This window comes from Kitasatospora sp. NPDC022785, assembly GCF_055561295.1.
In genome coordinates, this window is sequence record NZ_JBVHHB010000020.1 from 107,339 (window position 1) to 126,827 (window position 19,489).

A 19,489-nucleotide genomic window follows, 5' to 3' on the forward strand; every position below is an offset into this window, starting at 1 on the left:
TCACTTACCACCCTCGAAGTGCGGGTTCTCCCAGATGATGGTGCCGCCCATGCCGAAGCCGATGCACATCGTGGTGAGGCCGTAGCGGACGTCCGGGCGCTGCTCGAAGCGGCGCGCCAGCTGGTTCATCAGGCGCACGCCGGAGGAGGCCAGCGGGTGGCCGAAGGCGATCGCGCCGCCGAACGGGTTGACCCGCTCGTCGTCGTCCGCGATGCCGTAGTGGTCCAGGAACGCCAGCACCTGGACGGCGAAGGCCTCGTTGACCTCGAAGGCCTGGATGTCGTCGATCGTCAGGCCGGCCTTGGCCAGGGCCTTCTCGGTGGCCGGCACCGGGCCGATGCCCATGACCTCGGGCTCGACGCCCGCGAAGGCGTACGAGACCAGGCGCATCTTGACCGGGAGGCCGAGCTCCTCGGCGACGTCCTCGGCGGCCAGCAGCGACGCGGTGGCGCCGTCGTTCAGGCCGGCCGAGTTGCCCGCGGTGATGTTGCCGTGCGGGCGGAACGGGGTCTTCAGACCCGCCAGGCTCTCCATCGTGGTGCCCGGGCGCAGCGGCTCGTCCACGGTGGCCAGGCCCCAGCCGGTCTCGCCGACCGCGGGGTTGGTGTTGCGGATCGAGATCGGCACCAGGTCCGGCTGGATGTCGCCGTTGGCGTAGGCCTTGGCGGCCTTCTCCTGCGAGCGCACGGCGTAGGCGTCGCAGCGCTCCTTGGTGATGTGCGGGAACCGGTCGTGCAGGTTCTCCGCGGTCATGCCCATGAACAGGGCGGACTCGTCGACGAGCTTCTCGGAGACGAAGCGCGGGTTCGGGTCGACGCCCTCGCCCATCGGGTGGCGGCCCATGTGCTCGACGCCGCCGGCCACGACGATGTCGTACGCGCCGAAGGCGATGCCGCCGGCGGTGGCGGTGACGGCGGTCAGCGCGCCGGCGCACATGCGGTCGATCGAGTAGCCCGGGACGGACTTCGGCAGGCCGGCCAGCAGGGCGGCGGTGCGGCCGATCGTCAGACCCTGGTCGCCGATCTGCGTGGTGGCCGCGACGGCGACCTCGTCGATGCGCTCGACGGGCAGGTTCGGGTTACGGCGCACGAGTTCCCGGATGCACTTGACGACGAGGTCGTCGGCGCGCGTCTCGTGGTAGATGCCCTTCGGGCCGGCCTTGCCGAACGGGGTGCGGACGCCATCGACGAAGACGACGTCCCTCGCGGTACGAGGCACGGGGGCTCTCCTCCCAGGGACCAACAGGTTGAGGTGGGCAGGCTGCCGCCGTCCGTCGCAGAGAGGACGTGAGCGGCGCCGCTTCACCGCCATGCTACCGGTCGGTAACCAGACTGCCCAGGCCCGACGGCCCGATCTCCACGTGTGTCCCGCGACACGTCGCCCCGTCCGGGTACGACGAAGGGGATGCCGTCGTCGAAACGGCATCCCCTTCCGCGTCCTGCTGCTCAGCCCTGCTGCGCGGCCCCGTCGCCCGGGCCTGCCCGAGGCTCGGCCCTACTGCTCGGTCCTGGCCGGGCCCGGCTCCGTCGCCGCCTTGACGAACGCGGCGGCGACCACCGGCGCGACCAGGTCGACCTGCCACTGCCGGGCGCCGAGCCGGCGCAGCGCGGCGGCCACGTTGGCGGCGCTCGCGTCGGCCGGCGGCTCCCAGGAGACCCGGCGGACGAGGTCCGGGGTGATCAGGTTCTCGGCCGGCAGGTTGTGCGCCTCCGCCAGCTCGCTCACCGCGGCCCGCGCCCCGGAGAGCCGGGCGGCCGCCACCGGGTCCTTCTCGGCCCAGGCGCGCGGCGGCGGCGGTCCGTCGTGCGGCGCGGAGGCCGGCGGCAGCTGGTTCTCCGGGACCTCCCGGCCACGCTGCACGGCCGCCAGCCACTGCTCCAGCTGACGGCGGTGCACCCGCGGCCCGAAGCCCTGGACGGCCTGCAGAGCGGCGATGTTGAGGGGCATGGCCAGCGCGGCGTTGACGATCGCCGCGTCCGGGAGCACCCGGCCCGGCGAGACGTCCCGCTCCTGCGCGAGGCGGTCCCGCGTGAGCCAGAGTTCGCGCACCACGGCCAGCTGGCGGCGCCGGCGGACCTTGTGCAGCTGCGAGGTGCGGCGCCAGGGGTCGGTGCGCGGTGCCGGGCGGGGCGCGGCGGCGATCGCGGCGAACTCCTCCAGCGCCCAGTCCAGCTTGCCCTGGGCGTCCAGCTCCTGTTCGAGTGCGTCGCGCAGCTCGACCAGCACCTCGACGTCCAGAGCGGCGTAGCGCAGCCACGGCTCGGGCAGCGGGCGGGTGGACCAGTCGACCGCGGAGTGCTCCTTGGCCAGGCTCAGCCCGAGCACGCTCTCGGTCATCGGCCCGAGGCCGACCCGGGCGAACCCGGCGATCCGGCCGGCCAGCTCGGTGTCGAAGAGGCGCTGGGGCCGCATGCCGACCTCGGCCAGGCATGGCAGGTCCTGGGTGGCGGCGTGGACCACCCATTCGGTGTCCGCGAGGGCCGCGCCCAGCCCGCTGAGGTCGGGGCAGGCGATCGGGTCGATCAGCGCGGTACCGGCGCCGGCGCGGCGCAGCTGGATGAGGTAGGCCCGCTGGCCGTAGCGGTAGCCGGAGGCCCGCTCGGCATCGACGGCAACCGGTCCGGTACCCGCGGCGAAGGCGGCGACGACGGCGGCCAGCGCCCGCTCGTCCGCCACGACTGGCGGGATCCCCTCCTTCGGTTCGAGGAGCGGGACCGGGGCTGCTTCTTCTGGGATGGCTGCTACGGCGTCGGTCACTCACCAAGGGTACGACGGACCTCGCAGCCGGGAGTGTTGTCGGACTGGTCAGACCGGGTCGGTGAATATGCCCGTATGACCGCCCGCTCGCCTCCGGGGCGCTCGCGGCGGGGTGCCCGCTCGTGTCCGGCCCGCTCGGGGCGGGGGCGCCGCTCGCCGTGGTGCGGCGCCGGAAGCGGCTGCGGCGGTCCTGGAGGAACGTTCCTCCAGGACCGCCGCAGCGGTCGTACCGACAGGTCAGTGGATGATGCCGGTGCGCAGGGCGACCGCGACCATGCCGGCCCGGTCGCCGGTGCCCAGCTTGCGGGCGATCCGGGCGAGGTGGCTCTTCACGGTGAGCGCGGAGAGGCCCATCGCGACGCCGATCGCCTTGTTGGACTGGCCCTCGGCGACCAGGCGCAGCACCTCGACCTCGCGGCCGGATAGCTCCCGGTACGCGGCCTGCTGCGTGCCCGGCGCACCGGGGGCCCCGGGGGCGCCCGGCGCACCGGCCGCACCCGGCACGCCCGGCATGCCGGGACGGCGCATCCGGCCGGCCAGGCCGCCGGCGCCGATCGGCAGGCCGGGTCGGCCCGGCATGGCGACGTTGGTCCTGGTCCCGGTGACCACGTAGCCCTTGACGCCGCCGGCCAGCGCGCTGCGGACCGCGCCGATGTCGTCGGCGGCCGAGAGGGCCAGGCCGTTGGGCCAGCCCGCGGCGCGGGTCTCGGCCAGGATGGTCAGTCCGGAGCCGTCCGGGAGGTGGACGTCGGCGACGCAGATGTCGCGCGGGGTGGAGACCCGGGGGCGGGCCTCGGCGATCGAGGACACCTCGATCACGTCGCGGACGCCGAGCGCCCAGAGGTGCCGGGTGACGGTGTTTCGGACACGGGGATCGGCGATGACCACCATGGCGGTGGGCTTGGTCGGCCGATAGGCGACCACGTTTGCGGGGTGCTCAAGAAGGACCGACACCAGGCCTCCTGCGGGGAGTGGCGGACGGAACCCCGATGGGGGCGGTCGGAGTGTTCCGCGTTTGGAAAGGGTCACAGTCTGCTTCGGCAGCAACCGTGCCCGGCTTTAGCGAAAGATCACGATCTAGTGAGTAACAATACGGACAAATCGCGCAGGTGACTGATTACGACATGCCTTGAAATCGCACAAAATCGATCAGATCCAGCGCAGATCGGTCCGTTTCGACCGGTTAATTGACGCAGAGCGGATCCGAAGTCACACTCCGTCAGTCCTGGGGGTGGCGCCGGGCCCGCGGGGGCCGACCGGCCCGGACACCACTCGTCAGTGCGAACGCGGGCGTCGGCGGGCGGGCATCGGGACCACCCCACCGAGTGACGGGACGTCGGCCGGCGGCTGCGGCGCCGGAGCGGCCGGCGGCAGGCCGGCGCTGATGCAGAGCAGGTCCCCCCAGGCCGCGAGGTGCCGCTCGAAGCGGCCGTCGGCCGGCGTCCAGGACGCCCGGATCTCGATCTCGGTGGACGACGCGCGGTCCGCCAGCGCGCCGAAGTACTGCGAGGCGCACCTGGTCACCGTGCCGGACGGCTCCGCGTACCCGGCGCCGTGCGTCTGCAGGGCGTCCAGCAGCCAGGCCCAGCCGACCTCCGAGAGCATCGGGTCGCCGGCCATCTCGGGCTCCAGCTCCGCCCGGGTCATCGTCACCACGCGGAAGTCCCCGTTCCAGGCCTCCTGCCCGGCCGGGTCGTACAGCAGCACCAGCCGGCCGTCGGCCAGCTCCTCGCCGTCCACCTCCACCGAGGCGGTCAGCGCGAAGGCGTGCGGGGCGAGCCGGCGCGGCGCCGGGGCGGGGGAGAGTTCGAGCTCGGGGCGCAGCCGCGCCCCTGTCAGGGCCTCGACCGCGGCACGGAACTCACTCGGCGCCGCCTCCCGATTCGTTCCGCCACCTGTTCCGCCACCCTGTGCGGGGTGCCCGCCGACCGCTGCCATGACCCGAAGACTAGGTCGAAAACCTGGGTAATCGCCGTAACTTCTGCCTGCGCGGCGTGCCGGGACGGCAAACCGGCCAGATCTTGGAGGAACCGACGAGCCCGCCCGGGGAGTCCGGTCCGGAGCGCGTGCGAAGATTTGAACCGTGAGCGAGACTACGGCAGACACCACGGCAGCCACCCAGGCTGGTACCACCCCCGGTCAGCAGTCCCCCGCGCGCCGCGGGGCCGCGCACGACTCCGCCTTCCTGCGCGCGTGCCGGCACGAGCCGGTGCCGCACACCCCGGTGTGGTTCATGCGCCAGGCGGGCCGCTCGCTGCCCGAGTACCTGAAGGTCCGCGAGGGCATCCCCATGCTGGAGTCCTGCATGCGGCCCGAGCTGGTCAAGGAGATCACCCTCCAGCCGGTGCGCCGGCACAAGGTGGACGCGGCGATCTTCTTCAGTGACATCGTGGTGCCGCTCAAGGCCATCGGCATCGACGTCGACATCAAGCCCGGCATCGGCCCGGTGATCGCCGACCCGATCCGCACCGCCGAGGACCTCAAGCGGCTCCGCCCGCTGGAGCCCGACGACGTCCCCTACATCACCGAAGCGGTCGGCCTGCTCGTCGACGAACTCGGCTCCACCCCGCTGATCGGCTTCGCCGGCGCCCCCTACACGCTCGCCAGCTACCTGGTCGAGGGCGGCCCGTCCAAGAACCACGAGAACACCAAGGCCATGATGTACGGGCAGCCCGAGCTGTGGGCCGCCCTCGTCGACCGCCTCGCCGACATCACCTCGGCCTTCCTCAAGGTGCAGATCGAGGCCGGCGCTTCCGCCGTCCAGCTCTTCGACTCCTGGGTCGGATCGCTCGCCCCCGACGACTACCGCCGCTCGGTGATGCCGGCCAGCACCAAGGTCTTCGACGCGGTCGCCGGCTACGGCGTGCCGCGCATCCACTTCGGCGTCGGCACCGGCGAGCTGCTCGGCCTGATGGGCCAGGCCGGCGCGGACATCGTGGGCGTCGACTGGCGGGTGCCGCTGAACGTCGCCGCCGAGCGGGTCGGCCCCGGCAAGGGGCTGCAGGGCAACCTCGACCCGGCGGTGCTCTTCGCGCCCACCAAGGCCGTCGAGACCAAGGCCCGCGAGGTGCTGCACGCCGCCCAGGCGCTCGGCAGCAGCGGCCACATCTTCAACCTCGGCCACGGTGTGCTGCCCAGCATGGACCCGGACGCGCTCAGCCGGCTGGTCGCGTTCGTGCACGAGGCCAGCGCGCGCTGACGCCGGCGCAGGACTTCGCGGCGGCCCCCTTCCGGGCGGAAGGGGCCCGCCGCCTGTCCGGTCAGTCGTCCTGCACCTCCCGGCCGGCCTGCTCCTGATCCCCGGCCTGCTCCTCGCCGCCCTGCCGCCGGAAGGGCGGACGGACGGGCATCGGCGGCACCGGGGTACCGGGCCCGGCGGTCCGGCGCCGCCGGACCAGCCGGAACACCAGCCCCGCCGGGGCGAGCAGCAGCAGGAACGGCGTCACCGCCGCGATCGCCACGGCGACCGCGCGCACGACCGCGACCAGCACGTCCCAGCCGCCGCCCAGCGCGGAGCGGACCGACCCCCAGAAGCCCTCGTCCTTCTTCGCCGGGGCGTCCGGCCGGTCGTCGACGGGCTTCGGCTCCCGCCGCACGTCCAGCGTGACGGTCGAGAGCGACGTCCGCGCCGACAGCTCCTTCAGCTGCTTCTGCAGCGACTCCAGATCCGCCTCGCGCCGGCTCAACTCGCTCTCCAGGCTGGTGATCTCGCCCAGCGACTTCGCCTGCGCCATCAGCGCCCGCACCCGGTCCACGCTCGCCTGCTGGGTCTGCACCCGGCTCGACACGTCCGCCACCTGCTGGGTCAGGTCGTCCGCCTGGCTCCTGCGCGACAGCACCTCGCCGAGCGCGGCGAGCTGGTCCAGCGTCTGCGGGAAGGCCGCCGACGGCACCTTGACGGTGATCTGGCCGCTCTGCCCGGCGTTCTCGTCGCCCCCGCCGCTCACCGTCTCCGCGCCGATGTAGCCCCCGGCCGAGGACGCCAGCTCGCGCGCCTTCGCCAGCACCCCGGGCACGTCCTTGCTCCGCAGCGACAGCTGCGCCGTGTAGGCGATCAGCCTGGTGTCGGCCACCGGGACGGCGCCCGGCTGCCCCGCTCCGCCGGTCGCCGGCGCGCCGCCCGGCTTCTCGGCGGCCGAAGGCTGGGCGGGGGCCGAGGGCTGGGCGGGGGCCGCGCCCACCGCGGGCGCACCCGCCGCCGGGGCGGCCGCGTCCCGCTTGGCCGCCGCCGCACTGTCCGCACCACGCTCGGCGCCGCCGGCGCCGCACCCCCCGACCAGCACCACGGCGGCGACCACCACCGCCGCCGCCCCCGCTCTGCGCCCTGCTCCGCGCCGTCCTCGCACCACGATCGATCCTCCCCAAGTCCCCTGTGCGGCACCCGGATCGGGATGCCACGACCATGGGACGGCGGAATCGCCGGATCGGACCCGCCCCGGAGATCGCAACTCGATCACGGCTCGGCAGCGGCCCGGACAAGGCGCTACCCGGCCTGCCCCGCCGTCCCCTCGGTGCCCGCCCGCCGCAGCAGCGCCGCCGTCACCCCGTCGCCGACGCGCAGCCGCCCGCCGAAGCCGCCGTCGTAGATCCGACCGCACCCGCACGACGGACTGCGCGCCATCAGCAGCGCCCGCCGCACCCCGGCCGCCTCGGCGGTGGCAGCGCCTGCCGCGCCCCGTCCAGGAACTCCTCCGTGCCGTCCGCCCCCGCAGACCGGGACCGCATCGTCAAGGTGCGCAAGTACGCCGAGGCCGGGATTCCGCATGACCGGGTGATAGAGGGCGAGGACGGACGACCGGTGGTGCACGTCAACGCGTTGGACGAGCCCACCGCCGCCTACGCCGCCGCCGGGATCTTCCGGGGCCGGCTGGAGCGGCCCGTCCCGTTCCCCGTGGACATCGACCTCGACGCGTTCGTACCGGCGCCGCATCGGTCGAAGCGGGCGGATTGAGGCAATGGTGTAAGGACCTGCGAGACTGCGGGGCATGGCGCAAGCACAGGTCGTGGTGATCGGCGGGGGTATCGCGGGGCTGGCCGCGGCCGCGTTTCTCGGTGGGGCGGCGGGGGAGCCCGCGAAGGCGCGGGTGACGCTGCTGGAGGCGTCGGAGCGGCTCGGCGGGAAGCTGCTCGGCGGGGAGGTCGGCGGGGTCCGGGTGGACCTGGGGGCCGAGTCGATGCTGGCCCGGCGGCCGGAGGCGGTCGAGCTGGCGCGGGCCGTCGGGCTGGGCGCGGAGCTGGAGCCGCCGACCACCGCCAAGGCCGCGATCTGGACGCGCGGCGCTCTGCGGCCGCTGCCGGGCGGCCAGGTGATGGGCGTCCCGGGTGACCTGGAGGCGCTCGCCAAGGCCGGGGTGCTCACCGCCGAGGGGCTGGAGCGGGCCCGGCACGAGGGGACCGGCGAGGGCGTCGCGGACGACGTCGCGATCGGCCGGTACGTCGCCGACCGGCTGGGCCGCGAGGTGGTGGACCGGCTGGTGGAGCCGCTGCTGGGCGGCGTCTACGCCGGGCACGCGGACGAGATCTCGCTGCGCGCCGCGGTGCCGCAGCTGCTGTCGGTCGCCCGTGGCGGCGGCTCGCTGGTCGAGGGCGTGCACGAGCTGGCCACCCGGCCGCAGACCGTCTCCACGCCCGTCTTCCAGGGCCTGCGCGGCGGTATCGGCACCCTGCCCGAGGCGGTTGCCGCGGCCTGCGCGAAGGCCGGCGTCGAGCTGCGCACCCGCACCGCCGTCGCGGAGCTGCACCGCACCGCCGGGGGCTGGCGGGTGGTGACCGGTGACGGCGGGACCCTGGAGGCGGACGCCGTGGTGCTGGCCGTGCCCGCGCCCGTTGCCGCCCGGCTGCTGCGCACCGAGGCGCCGGGGGCCGCCGCCGAGCTGGACACCGTGGAGTACGCGGGGATGGCGCTGGTGACCCTGGCGTTCCGGCGCACCGATCTGCCGGAGCCGCCGGCCGGCAGCGGCTTCCTGGTGCCGCCGGTGGACGGCCGCCGGATCAAGGCGTCCACCTTCTCGTCCAACAAGTGGGGCTGGCTGGAGCGTTCGGCCCCCGAGACCTTCGTGCTGCGGACCTCGCTGGGGCGGCTGCGCGAGGAGCAGCCGCTGGAGCTGGCGGACGAGGAGCTGGTGGCGCAGTCGCTGGAAGACCTGCGCGAGGCTGTCGGCCTGACCGCCCGGCCGTACGACACGGCCGTCACCCGTTGGCGGGCCGGCCTGCCGCAGTACCCGGTGGGCCACCTCGACCGGGTGGCGCGGATCCGGGCGGCGGCCGGCCGGGTGGGCGGGCTGGCGCTCTGCGGGGCCGTGTACGACGGGGTGGGCATTCCGGCGTGCATCGCGAGTGCACGGGCGGCCGTCGCCGCGCTCGACAAAGTGTTGACCCCGCCGACCGGGGAGAACGTCACGGAGAGGACAATGGGCGCATGACTGAGACCGTTGAGCAGCAGCCGGAGCAGCAGCCCGAGAAGAAGAAGGCGCGCGACCTGAACCAGGTCATCCGCTACACCATGTGGTCGGTGTTCAAGCTCAAGGGCGCGCTGCCCGAGGACCGCACCGCCCTGGCCGCCGAGGTGGACGAGCTGTTCGCGCAGCTCGCCGCGAAGGACGTCACGGTGCGCGGCACCTACGACGTGTCCGGTCTGCGCGCGGACGCCGACATCCTGGTCTGGTGGCACGCGGAGGACTCGGACGACCTCCAGGAGGCGTACAACCGCTTCCGCCGCACCGGCCTGGGCCGCGAGCTGGAGCCGGTCTGGTCGAACATGGCGCTGCACCGCCCGGCCGAGTTCAACAAGTCGCACATCCCGGCGTTCCTCGCCGACGAGCGCCCGCGCGACTACGTCTGCGTGTACCCGTTCGTCCGCTCCTACGAGTGGTACCTGCTGCCGGACGCCGAGCGGCGCGCGATGCTCGCCGAGCACGGCCAGATGGCGCGCGGCTACCCGGACGTGCGGGCCAACACGGTGGCCTCGTTCGCGCTCGGCGACTACGAGTGGCTGCTCGCCTTCGAGGCGGACGAGCTGCACCGGATCGTGGACCTGATGCGCGACCTGCGCCCGTCCCGCGCCCGGCTGCACGTCCGCGAGGAGGTGCCGTTCTTCACCGGCCGCCGCAAGCCGGTGAGCGAGCTCCTCAACGGCCTGGTCTGAGCGACGGTCCGATCTTCCGCAGGGCCGGCTCCCCGGACGGGGAGCCGGCCCTGCGTGTGTTCCGGTGGCACCGTCAGTGCCGGTGGCGCAGGGCCGCGCGGAGGCGGGGGTCGGGGACGGCGGCGGGGCCGATCATGGCGACGGCGGTGAGGAGTTCGCGCTCGTCGTCGTCGGTGAGGCCGTGCTGGCGGGGCGGCCGGACCTCGCGGAGCACCTCCTGGCCGACCGGGGAGGCCCAGCGGGTGTAGGGGTAGACGTCGACCCGGGCCATCAGCAGCGTGCCCGAGGTGAGCACCAGCGGGAGCGAGAACCAGGCGAGCGGCGCGAGCGCGTCACCGTCCGAGATGCCGCCGACGGCGACGGCGGCGGCCATCAGGACCAGGGAGAGCAGCAGTGCCTGCCGGACCTGGCGGATCACCAGGACGGTCTGCTGCTGGACCGGCGCGGGGGTGGCCAGGCCGGCCAGGGCGAGCCGGCTGCCGATCTCCAGGACGGTGGGGTGGGCGGCCATCGCCCGGCGCAGGTCGTCCGTGCGGCACTGGCCGTCCGGGCCGACGGCGGCGATGACGGCGCGCTCCAGCCGGCTGCGGCCCTTGGGGTCCACCACCGTGGTCCAGCCGGTGTGGGCGAGGTGCAGCCGGCCGCGGGAGGCCATCAGGACGAGGGCCAGTTCGACCACCCGGTCCGGGCCGCCCGCCAGGTACGCCGTCTCGTACAGGCCGATCCCGACCGCCTCGGGCGGCCGGGGCCCCTCCTGGCCGGCGAGCGCGTCGGCGGTGGCGGTCATCCGGACCAGCCGGATGCAGGAGAGCACCGCGGCGGCGCAGGCCGGTATCAGGAAGAGCAACCACATGGGCTTGTTGTAGACCCGCCTTCACACCGGGCGGAACGGATTCCCGGACCGCGATACCGAACTGTGACTCGGGAGGCCGGTGGGCCTCAGGACCCGCAGGAGCTGCCGCCGCCGCAGCTGGACGACGACGAGCCGCAGCTGGATGAGGACGAGCCGCAGCCGGAGGATGAGGACGAGCCGCAGCTGCCGGAGGACGAGCCGCAGCTGCTGCTGCCGCAGCTCGAACCGGAGGAGCCCGAGTCGGAGGACCCGCCGCACCAGGTGGCCGCGGAGCTGCAGGAGGAACCGGACGAGGACGACGAGGAGGAGGAGTACGAGGACGCGCCGACCGCCGCCCTGGCCTGCTCGGCCGCGGCCGCGGCGAGCATCGCCTCCTGCAGCTCCGCGTCGGCCAGCCCGGACGCGGCCAGCCCGCTGAGCGCGACCGCGCCGAGCAGCGCGCCGCCGGTCGACCCGGCCGCCAGGCCGGCGCTGGGCTTCCACGGGCTGCCGGTGGTCATCAGGGTGAGCTGGCGGCGCCCGGCCGGGGTGATCCGGCCCTTGAACGGCCAGGTCACGATCATCGAGACCAGCCAGACGGCCAGCAGGACCAGCGGGATCCAGATCGCCGGACGGTCCGCGTCCGCGTCGCCGTTGTCGAGGACATAGGCGAGGACGGTGCTCACCACCACGGCCGGCAGGGCGAGCCAGAGCAGCCGGCGCGCCACCCTGGCCCGGTGCAGCCGGACGGGGTTGCGCATCAGCCCGCGGTCGGCGAGCTTGTCGCCCAGCTCCTGGACGGCGGGCGAGCGCATCACGTCACGGCGCAGCCCGGCGAGCTCCCGCTGCCTGCCCGGTCCGCCGGCCTCGATGATCGCCAGGTCGACGGCGTCGTACGGCTGCTCGGAGGTCAGCGTGACCAGACCGGCCCGGTTGACGACGGCCCGGCCCGCCTGGTGCATCCGGACGAACGCGGTGTCGAAGACCCGGCCGGGACCGCCGGAGAGGAACGCGGTGTCCAGCAGCGGCAGCCCGCGGCCGGGCAGGCCCTTGGCGTGCGGGACCTTCTTGACCAGCTGCTTGGTCTGCGACGCGTAGAGCGCGGCGGCGACCAGCAGGACGGCAGGGACGAGGAAGTACGAGTTGTGCCACATGGGCGGTTCCCCCGGGTGGTGAATGGGCGGAGAGAAGGTCAGTGGGGCCGGCGGGCGGGCAGCAAGGCCCGGCGCAGGCGGGTGAGCGGGCCGGGCGGCTGCTCCGGGGCGGGGCCGCGGAGCCACTGCCCCAGGGCCCGGCGCTCGTCCGGGCCGAGCCCCGTGCCGTCCCGGGGCGGGTCGTTGTCCAGCGCCCAGGCGGCGAAGGCCCGGGCGTCGGCGCGGTAGCCGCCGGTCTGCGGGCGGGTGCCCGCGTAGGCGACGAAGAGCGGTCCGTACTGCCGGCCGAGCAGCCGGCGCAGCTCCGGCGCCACCTTGGCGGCGGTGTCCCGGCGCTTGGCGGCCAGGCCGGCGGACTGGGCGCGGACCTGGGCCGGGTCGAAGCCGGGCGGTACCGGCCCGCCGGCCACCAGGGCGGCCAGCAGCTCCTCCTGGCGCCGGGCCAGCCGGGCGCGGGCGGCGTCGGGCTCCACGGGCTCGGACCGTTCAGCCATCGCGCCGGGCCCCGTCCAGCACGCGCCGGATGGCGTCCAGTTCGGCCGCCAGTTCGGCGGGCGGCGGGAAGTCGGCGTCCCGCTCCAGCAGGACGCCGGGCGGTGCGACCCGCGCGCACAGCTCGGCCAGCACCTCCAGCACCGGCTCGGTGACGGGGTGGGCGTGGGTGTCGTGCCAGACGCCGTCCACCAGCTGCCCGCCCGCCACGTGGACGTAGGCGAGGGCCTCCAGCGGCAGGCGGTCCAGCTCGGCGGCCGGGTCCACGCCGAGGTTGACCCGGTTGGTGTGCAGGTTGGCGACGTCGATCAGCAGCCGGACGCCGGTGCGTTCGACCAGTTCGGCGAGGAACTGCCCCTCGGTCAGCTCGTCGTCCGGCCAGGCCAGCTGGGCGGCGATGTTCTCCAGCGCCAGCGGCACCGGCAGCTGGTCCTGCGCGATCCGGATGTTCTCGGCGATCACCTTCAGCGCGTCGCGCGAGCGCGGCACCGGCAGCAGGTGCCCGGCCTCCAGGCCGCCGGCCCGGACGAACGCCAGGTGCTCGGTGACCAGCGGGGAGCCGAGCGCGCCGGCGGCCTCGGCGAGCCTGCCGAGCCGGGCCGGGTCGGGCCGGTCGGCACCGCCCAGGCCCAGCGAGACGCCGTGCGGGATCACGGTGACGCCGCGCGCCCGCAGGATCCGCAGCGACTCGGGCAGGTGGCCGGCGCAGACGTTCTCCGCGACCACCTCGACCCAGTCCAGGCCCGGCTGGCGCTCGACCACGACGTCGATCTCGCTACGCCAGCCGAGGCCCACGCCGAGCGTGGTGGCCAGGGTGCCGCCGCCCCGGGCGGCGAGGTCGCTCCCGGCGGGCGCGGTGCGCTTCACGGGCGCTTTCAGGGCAGGGGAGGTCATCGGTGCGCCCCCTTCGGAGGGCTGGGCGGGGAGCCTTCGGTCGGCGCGGACGTCGTCGGCAGGGCCGGACCGGGCTGTTCTGCTGAGGATGTCCCCGGGCGCGGCGGCTGCCAAGCCTCACCCGGTCTTCTCAGAGCATTATTTGAGCTTGCCGGCCCGGTGATGGGGGACCTTGGTCCCTCCAGAGCACGGACCCGCAGGTGGGGGCGGAAATACGGAGGCGAACCGCCCTTGCGGGGAGCTACCGTGACGCGCCTATGAACACACTGACGATCCGTGACTTCCGCCCCGCCGACGCCGAGGCCGTGGCCGCGGCCCACAGCGCGGGCCGTGAGCACCTGGTGCTCACCCCGGAGGTGTTCCGGTGGATGGACGCCAACTTCCCGCCCGGGCAGCACCACCGGACTTTCGTCGCCGAGGTCGACGGCCGGGTGGCCGGTGCACTGCGCTGCGGCCTGGTCACCGGTACGACGACCAGGGGAGTCGGCTACGCCAACGGCAGCATCCTGCCCGCGTACCGGCGGCGGGGCGCGTTCACCGCGCTGCTGGCCGCCGCCGAGGCGTACCTGGCCGAGCACGGCGTCGCCGAGGTGCACAGCTGGGTGGACGAGGAGCCGGGCTCCCTGCGGTTCGCCGCGAACCGGGGCTTCACCGCCGGGCGGACGGCCCACTTCGCCGGCCGTGACCTCTCGCTCCCGCTCCCGGCCGCCCCCGCGCTGCCGGCCGGTGTCGAACTGCGCCCGGCGAGCGAGTGGGTGGACGACCCGTACCCGATCTTCGTCGTCGAGGCGGACGCGGTCCGCGACGAGCCGGGCGAGGTCGAGATGGACGCCGCCGACTACGAGGAGTTCCTCAACGGCGCCTGGGCCCGGCCGGACTTGGACCGCGAGCTGACCGTCGTCGCCGTCCTCGACGGCGAGCCGGTCGCGTTCAGCGCGGTGCAGACGGACGGCGTGGACCGCTACTGGTCGGCGTTCTCGGCCTGCCGGCGGGACTTCCGGGGGCGGGGCCTGACCAAGCTCGCCAAGCTGGAGTCGCTGCGCCGGGCACAGGCGGCCGGCTACCGGCGGGCGTACACCAGCAACGACGCGACCAACGCGCCGATGCTCGCGATCAACGAGTGGCTCGGGTACGAGCGCTGCGCGAGCGAGCGGAAGTTCGTCAAGCGGCTGGACGGCTGAGCGGCGCAGCGTCCGGCCGACGGGCGGGAACGGGAGGGCGCGGCGCGGCCTCACTCGAAGGAGTGAACTGGGCGCATTTCCCGCCGTGGGCGCCGGGTGGACTGCAGTGCCGGGAGTTCCTGGTGTTCTACGGGGCATCACCTCACGGCAGACAGTTCGTGCCCGAGTCTTCCGTGCGGGGGATGGTATGGAGATCCTGCTTCAGGTCCTGGTCGGGTTCGTACCGGCTGTGATCGGTTTTCTCGCGGCCCGTTCCCTCGCCCGCGCCCGGCTCTTTCTCCGCTACGGCTTCCTCCGTGCGCTGCTGGCGCCGTACAGCCGGGTGCAGATCATCACCCCCAGCATCGAGGTGGCGGAGTTCGCCTTCGCCAAGGACGGCCGACGGCTGACCAGCCGGGGGCCGAAGAACGTCCTTTTCATGCCGATGGCCGAGGCGCGGGCGATCGCCCAACTCATCGACCTGCTGCGGAAGGTCAACCGGAAGGCGACGATCGAACTGGTCGCGGCCGGTTCGCAGGACCCGAGGATGCCGACGTTCTCGATCGGCGGCCCGAGCGTCAACCCGTACTCGGCGACCGTGCTCGGCGCCGCGTTCCCGGACTTCTGCATCGAGTACCCGGAGGCGGCCCGGGCCCGGTGGGGCGGGATGACCTTCGAGGCGCAGTACAACGCCGCGGACGAACTGATCCGGGACCACGGCTTCGTCTTCGTGACCCGCACCTCCCGGCACGCGCCGTGCATCGTGGTGTGCGGGGTCTTCGCCTTCGGCTCGGCGATGGCGGTGGAAGCGCTGGCGGCCGCGGGCCGGAAGTCGCCGCTGGCGGCGCTGTTCCGCAGCGGGGAGAAAGGATTCGCCGCGGTGGAGGGGCGGGTCATCGGCCTCGACACCGTGGACGTGACGGTGGAGGTCTGCCGGATCCTGCCGGCGGCGTGACGGAGAGCCGTGCGGGCGCGGCGCGAGGATGACCGGCCTCCTGCTTCGCCGGCCGGCAGGCCCGGCAGGCCCCCTGCTTCGTCGGCCGGCCCCCTCCTGCCTTGAGACGAAGCGGCCCAGGACCGGCCCAGGACCTTGCCGGTGCGAAGTCGGACAGGTCGGGACGCTCCGGGGCGGGAAATGGCTTGAATCGCAGGGGTTTTGCTCCACACCTGTCACATCATCGGCATAATCGCGCACATGACGATCAGCCGCGCGAACGTGAGCGCGATTGCCGAGGACCTGTACGTGTGGCTTCCGCCCAAGCGCGGCTGGGGGCTGGCCAACTGCGGGCTGCTGGCCTCGCCGAGGACCGCGCTCTGGATCGACACGCCCTACGACCCGTCCCTCGCCGCGGAGTTCCTCGCGGAGAGCCGGCAGCGGCTGGCCGACGGCGTGACCGTCGACCGGGTCGTCGTCACCCACGCCAACGGAGACCACCTCTGGGGCGCGGGCGTGCTCCCGGACGCCGAGGTGATCGCCACCCGCGAGGCGCTGGGCCACATCCACTACGAGCCGACGCCGAAGCAGCAGCACGCGCTGGTCTCGGGCAGCGATCCGGGGTCGCTGCTCGGCGGCTACCTCCGGCGCCACTTCGGCCAGTTCGACTGGTCGGCGACCGAGCCCGTCCACCCGCACACGGTCTTCAGCGGCGAGCTGGAGCTCCGGGTGGGGGAGTACCCCGTGCAGATCACCGCGCTGCCGTCCGCGCACACCGGCGGCGACCTGATCGTCCACCTGCCGCACCAGCGCGCGGTGTTCACCGGTGACGTGATCTTCGGCTCGACGCCCGAGCAGCCCGGCGACCACCCCTCGCACTGGGCCGGACCGCTGGAGAACATCGTCGGCGCCTGCGAACAGGCCCTGGCCACCGGCGCCGAGATCTTCGTCCCCGGCCACGGCCCGGTGCTGGACCGCGCCGGGGTCCGGGACCACATCGCCTACCTCGCCCACGTCCGCGAGCGCGCCCACGCGCTGCACACCGCCGGGATACCCGCGCTGGACGCCGCCCGGCGGATCATCGCCGAGCAGCGCCACCCCGAACTCGGCCTGCCCGAGCGGCTGGTGCTCACCGTCGCCGCCGAGTACCGGCACCTGGACGGCAGTGAGGTGCCGAACGTCCTGGAGGCGATGAGCCAGGTCGCCCTGGTGGCCAAGGAGCTGGACGAGGACGCCGGCCGCCCGCCGCGGCCCCGGCAGGACGCCCCCGCCCCCGCCTGACCCGGCGCCCGCGCCGATCCGCCCCAGCCCCCTTCGTACGAGGACGTCCGAGGACTTCGATGATGCAGATCGCGCTGCTCGCCCTGGCAGTGCTCGCGGTCGCCGCGCTCGCGGCTGCCGGTGTCCTGGCCCGCCTACGGACCCGTGCGCTCGCCCGGGCCGCCGCCGCCGAGACGGCCGCCGCCCACGGCGAGGAACGTGCCCGCGCCGCCGACGCCCGGCTGGCCCGCGGCGAACAGCAGCTGCGCGAGGCGCAGGCGGTCACCCGCCGGGCCACCGAGGAGGTGCAGCGCACCGAGACCCGGGCGCTGGCCGCGGAGGGCCGGGCCCGCGAGGCGGACCAGCGCACCGCCGAGGCGGAGCACCGCGCGGCCGAGGCCGACCTGCACGCCCGCGCGGCCGAGGACCGCACCGCCGAGGCCGTCCGGCGGGCCGCGGAGGCCGACGAGCGGGTCCGTGCCCTGCTGGCCGAGGTCGGCCACCTCGCCGCCGAGCGGGTGAGCGCCGCCGCGCTGCGGCTCATCCACCCCAACGCGCCCGCCGACGGCGCGCTGGACCCGCAGGGCGTCGGACCCGAGGCCGTGCGGGTGCTCCAGGCCGTCCTGGACGCCGCGACCACCGCCGTCACCGACGAGCGCGAGCGGGTCGACGCCGCCGCCCGGGCCGCGATGCGCGGAGCCACCTCCAAGATCCAGACCCTGCTGTACCAGATCCAGAGCCTGGTCCAGCAGCTCCAGCACGACAACGACGACCCCCGGCTGCTGGAGCTCGACTTCCGCAACGAGGTCGCGCTGCGCCGGATCCAGACCATCGCGGTGCTCTGCGAGGCCTGGCCCGGCCTGGCCCGGACGGACTCGCCGCTGGCCGAGGTGGTGCTCGGCGCGCTCTCCCGGGTGCCCGGCTACGCCCGGATCAAGGTGGCCAACCACCTGCGGGAGAACCGGCTGGCCGTGGCCGCCCGGGCCGCCGAGCCGCTCGCCATCACCATCGCCGAGCTGCTCGCCAACGCCACCGCGTACTCGCACCCGGAGACCGACGTCCCGGTCACCGTCCAGCAGGGTGGCCGCGGGGCGCTGGTGATCATCGACGACAGCGGCATCGGCATGGAGGAGGACCAGCTGCGCCGCGCCCGCCGGCTGCTGGCCGGCCCGCCCGAGGTGCTGCTCACCGAGCTGGGCAACCCGCCGAAGACCGGCTTCGCGGTGGCCGGCAAGCTGGCCCGTCAGTACGGCTTCGCCTGCCACATCGAGCCCTCGCCGTACGGGGGCATGCGGACCATCGTGCGGATCCCGGCCGGGCTCCTGACCGTGGTGGACGAGGAACAGCAGCTCTCGGTGCTCACCCCGCTGCCGCTGCGCGCCGGGACGGGGCCGGCGCCCGCGCCGACCGTCCAGGTGGTGCCGACGCCGCGCGCCGAGCCCGGTGACCGGACCGGGCACGACGTGCCGGCCGGGCACGACCTGCCGCCTCGGCACGCCGTGCCGGCCATGCACGTGGTGCCGCCGGTGCACGAGGTGCCGTCCGACGGCAGCGGCCTGCCCAGCCGGCGCAGGCGCCAGCCGCTCGCCCGGCAGCCGGCCGGCGCCCGGGCCGGCGGGGCCGTCGAGGGCGCGCCGGACGACACGCTCACCGGCCCGGCCGGCCGGACCCCCGAAGAGGCCGCCGCCCGCTGGCAGGCGCTGCAACAGGGCACCGGCTCCGGACGGGCCGCCGTCGCCCGGGCGGCGGCCTCCGACGGCGGGTACCCGGCCGCCCCGCAGCCGGCCGCCCCGCACGCGGACACCCCGCCCCCGGACGCCGAGCGTGCCGACGGCCCGGCCCCCGCCGCCGGCACCGCCGCCCGCACCGGCCCCGGGGCCGCCCGCCCGGGCCCGACCGGTCACCGCCCCGCCCAGCCCTCCGAAGGAGCCGAGCAGTGAGCAGTACGCCCAGCCCTACCGCCACCGATGAGATCTCGTGGGTGCTGACCCCGTTACTCGAGCTGCCGGGTGTCCTGCACGCGGTCATCGCGACCGGTGACGGCCTCGTCGAGGGCGCCTCGGACGGCCTCGGCCGCGCCTCCGCCGAGCGGGTCGCCGCGATGACGGCCACCGTGCACGCCGCCGCCCGCGCGTTCACCACCGCGTTCACCGACACCGAGCAGCCGCGGCTGGCGCAGACCGTGGTCGAGTCCGACCTGGGCTTCGCCATCGTCGTCCCGGCCGGCGAGAACACCTCGCTGGCCGTGTTCACCACCTCGGAGGCCCAACTCGGCAACGTGGCCTACCAGATGCAGGTCCAGGTCGCCGCCCTGGGCCACGCCCTGGCGAGCCCGGCCAGGCGGCAGGACGCCAGCGCCCGGTCATGACCGCCGTACCCCGCAGGCGGATGGTCCCCGCCTACCTGGCCACCGGAGGCCGGACCCGCCCCGGCACCGAGGGCTTCGAGCGGCTCACCGTGCTGCACGCCACCGGCGCCGAACCGCCACCGGCCCTGCAGGACCTGGAGGGCGAGCACCGGCGGCTCTGGGAGCTGCTGCAACCCGGCGCACTCACCGTGGTGGAGGCCGCCGCACACCTGAGGCTCCCGGTCAGCGCCACCGTCTTCCTCGCGGCCGACCTGGTCGAGGCGGGCTGTCTGCGCGCCCGCGCCCCGATCCCCCGCGCCCAGCAGACCGACCGCTCCATCGTCGAGAGGCTCCTCGTTGGACTCCGCACACTCCGGTAGCGCCGGGGGCCCCGCCGGCCCGGTCGGCGGCTCCGGCACCCCGGCCGGCAGCCCCGGTGACCCCGTCGGCGGCCAGGCAGACAGCCGGTCCCGGACGGGCCGCGTGGGCTACCTGCCCGACCGGGACCAGACGCT

At 74.7% G+C, this 19,489-nt stretch carries 17 protein-coding genes and 2 pseudogenes; 10 read left to right on the forward strand and 9 right to left on the reverse strand.

Annotated features, from left to right (window positions below; translation table 11 throughout):
- The 4 genes from ACZ3YO_RS27400 to ACZ3YO_RS27415 form a co-directional block, all read right to left on the reverse strand.
- Positions 1 to 1,218, reverse strand: coding sequence for a thiolase family protein (locus tag ACZ3YO_RS27400; protein ID WP_396320554.1), 1,218 nt, complete (start codon positions 1,216 to 1,218; stop codon positions 1 to 3).
- A gap of 276 nt (positions 1,219 to 1,494) precedes the next feature.
- Positions 1,495 to 2,757, reverse strand: a complete 1,263-nt coding sequence (locus tag ACZ3YO_RS27405) for an HRDC domain-containing protein (RefSeq protein ID WP_465574196.1) — start codon at positions 2,755 to 2,757, stop codon at positions 1,495 to 1,497.
- 237 nt (positions 2,758 to 2,994) lie between these two features.
- Positions 2,995 to 3,711 carry a LuxR C-terminal-related transcriptional regulator gene (locus ACZ3YO_RS27410; RefSeq protein WP_405361588.1) on the reverse strand — a complete coding sequence of 239 codons (717 nt, stop codon included), beginning with the start codon at positions 3,709 to 3,711 and terminating at the stop codon, positions 2,995 to 2,997.
- Positions 3,712 to 4,032: 321 nt separating this feature from the next.
- Complete coding sequence (locus tag ACZ3YO_RS27415) at positions 4,033 to 4,695, reverse strand: DUF3000 domain-containing protein (RefSeq protein ID WP_465547477.1); 663 nt, start codon at positions 4,693 to 4,695, stop codon at positions 4,033 to 4,035.
- Positions 4,696 to 4,942: 247 nt separating this feature from the next.
- On the opposite strand from ACZ3YO_RS27415, the gene hemE reads away from it, so the two are divergent.
- Complete coding sequence (gene hemE / locus ACZ3YO_RS27420; RefSeq protein WP_465547535.1) at positions 4,943 to 5,956, forward strand: uroporphyrinogen decarboxylase; 1,014 nt, start codon at positions 4,943 to 4,945, stop codon at positions 5,954 to 5,956.
- Between the two features lie 61 nt (positions 5,957 to 6,017).
- Here hemE and ACZ3YO_RS27425 read toward each other — a convergent pair whose 3' ends face one another.
- Both ACZ3YO_RS27425 and ACZ3YO_RS27430 read right to left on the reverse strand, forming a co-directional pair.
- A complete protein-coding gene (locus ACZ3YO_RS27425; protein ID WP_465574201.1) occupies positions 6,018 to 7,106 on the reverse strand; it encodes a DUF4349 domain-containing protein in 1,089 nt (362 codons plus the stop codon).
- A gap of 134 nt (positions 7,107 to 7,240) precedes the next feature.
- Positions 7,241 to 7,378 (reverse strand): 2-thiouracil desulfurase family protein, encoded by a 138-nt coding sequence (locus tag ACZ3YO_RS27430; RefSeq protein WP_465574203.1) that lies wholly within the window; start codon positions 7,376 to 7,378, stop codon positions 7,241 to 7,243.
- Positions 7,379 to 7,465: 87 nt separating this feature from the next.
- Between ACZ3YO_RS27430 and ACZ3YO_RS27435 the strand changes: the two are divergent.
- From ACZ3YO_RS27435 to hemQ, 3 genes and pseudogenes are all read left to right on the forward strand, one after another.
- Positions 7,466 to 7,708 (forward strand): annotated as a pseudogene (locus ACZ3YO_RS27435) (Uma2 family endonuclease); the annotation flags it as partial.
- 34 nt (positions 7,709 to 7,742) lie between these two features.
- Positions 7,743 to 9,179, forward strand: coding sequence for a protoporphyrinogen oxidase (gene hemG, locus ACZ3YO_RS27440; RefSeq protein WP_465574206.1), 1,437 nt, complete (start codon positions 7,743 to 7,745; stop codon positions 9,177 to 9,179).
- On the forward strand, positions 9,176 to 9,901 hold the full coding sequence (hemQ, locus tag ACZ3YO_RS27445; protein ID WP_465547480.1) for a hydrogen peroxide-dependent heme synthase: 726 nt from the start codon (positions 9,176 to 9,178) through the stop codon (positions 9,899 to 9,901). Before hemG ends, hemQ begins: the two co-directional genes overlap by 4 nt.
- A gap of 73 nt (positions 9,902 to 9,974) precedes the next feature.
- Here hemQ and ACZ3YO_RS27450 read toward each other — a convergent pair whose 3' ends face one another.
- The 3 genes and pseudogenes from ACZ3YO_RS27450 to ACZ3YO_RS27460 all read right to left on the reverse strand — a co-directional run bounded on the left by ACZ3YO_RS27450 (position 9,975) and on the right by ACZ3YO_RS27460 (position 13,273).
- Positions 9,975 to 10,754, reverse strand: a complete 780-nt coding sequence (locus tag ACZ3YO_RS27450; protein ID WP_465574210.1) for a TIGR04222 domain-containing membrane protein — start codon at positions 10,752 to 10,754, stop codon at positions 9,975 to 9,977.
- An 86-nt stretch (positions 10,755 to 10,840) separates the two neighbouring features.
- Positions 10,841 to 11,887: a TIGR04222 domain-containing membrane protein gene (locus tag ACZ3YO_RS27455; RefSeq protein WP_465574213.1), complete on the reverse strand. Its 1,047-nt coding sequence runs from the start codon at positions 11,885 to 11,887 to the stop codon at positions 10,841 to 10,843.
- Positions 11,888 to 11,925: 38 nt separating this feature from the next.
- Positions 11,926 to 13,273 (reverse strand): annotated as a pseudogene (locus tag ACZ3YO_RS27460) (multinuclear nonheme iron-dependent oxidase).
- A 257-nt stretch (positions 13,274 to 13,530) separates the two neighbouring features.
- Here ACZ3YO_RS27460 and ACZ3YO_RS27465 point away from each other — a divergent pair.
- The 6 genes from ACZ3YO_RS27465 (at position 13,531) to ACZ3YO_RS27490 (ending at position 19,354) form a co-directional block, all read left to right on the forward strand.
- Complete coding sequence (locus tag ACZ3YO_RS27465; protein WP_465574215.1) at positions 13,531 to 14,454, forward strand: GNAT family N-acetyltransferase; 924 nt, start codon at positions 13,531 to 13,533, stop codon at positions 14,452 to 14,454.
- 187 nt (positions 14,455 to 14,641) lie between these two features.
- Complete coding sequence (locus ACZ3YO_RS27470) at positions 14,642 to 15,388, forward strand: hypothetical protein (RefSeq protein ID WP_465574217.1); 747 nt, start codon at positions 14,642 to 14,644, stop codon at positions 15,386 to 15,388.
- A gap of 240 nt (positions 15,389 to 15,628) precedes the next feature.
- Positions 15,629 to 16,648, forward strand: a complete 1,020-nt coding sequence (locus tag ACZ3YO_RS27475; RefSeq protein ID WP_465574220.1) for an MBL fold metallo-hydrolase — start codon at positions 15,629 to 15,631, stop codon at positions 16,646 to 16,648.
- Between the two features lie 59 nt (positions 16,649 to 16,707).
- Complete coding sequence (locus ACZ3YO_RS27480; protein ID WP_465574224.1) at positions 16,708 to 18,567, forward strand: ATP-binding protein; 1,860 nt, start codon at positions 16,708 to 16,710, stop codon at positions 18,565 to 18,567.
- Positions 18,564 to 18,995 (forward strand): roadblock/LC7 domain-containing protein, encoded by a 432-nt coding sequence (locus ACZ3YO_RS27485; RefSeq protein ID WP_465574227.1) that lies wholly within the window; start codon positions 18,564 to 18,566, stop codon positions 18,993 to 18,995. The genes ACZ3YO_RS27480 and ACZ3YO_RS27485 overlap by 4 nt, the downstream gene beginning before the upstream one ends.
- Positions 18,992 to 19,354 carry a DUF742 domain-containing protein gene (locus ACZ3YO_RS27490; protein WP_396320539.1) on the forward strand — a complete coding sequence of 121 codons (363 nt, stop codon included), beginning with the start codon at positions 18,992 to 18,994 and terminating at the stop codon, positions 19,352 to 19,354. The genes ACZ3YO_RS27485 and ACZ3YO_RS27490 overlap by 4 nt, the downstream gene beginning before the upstream one ends.
- The last annotated feature ends 135 nt before the right edge of the window (positions 19,355 to 19,489 follow it).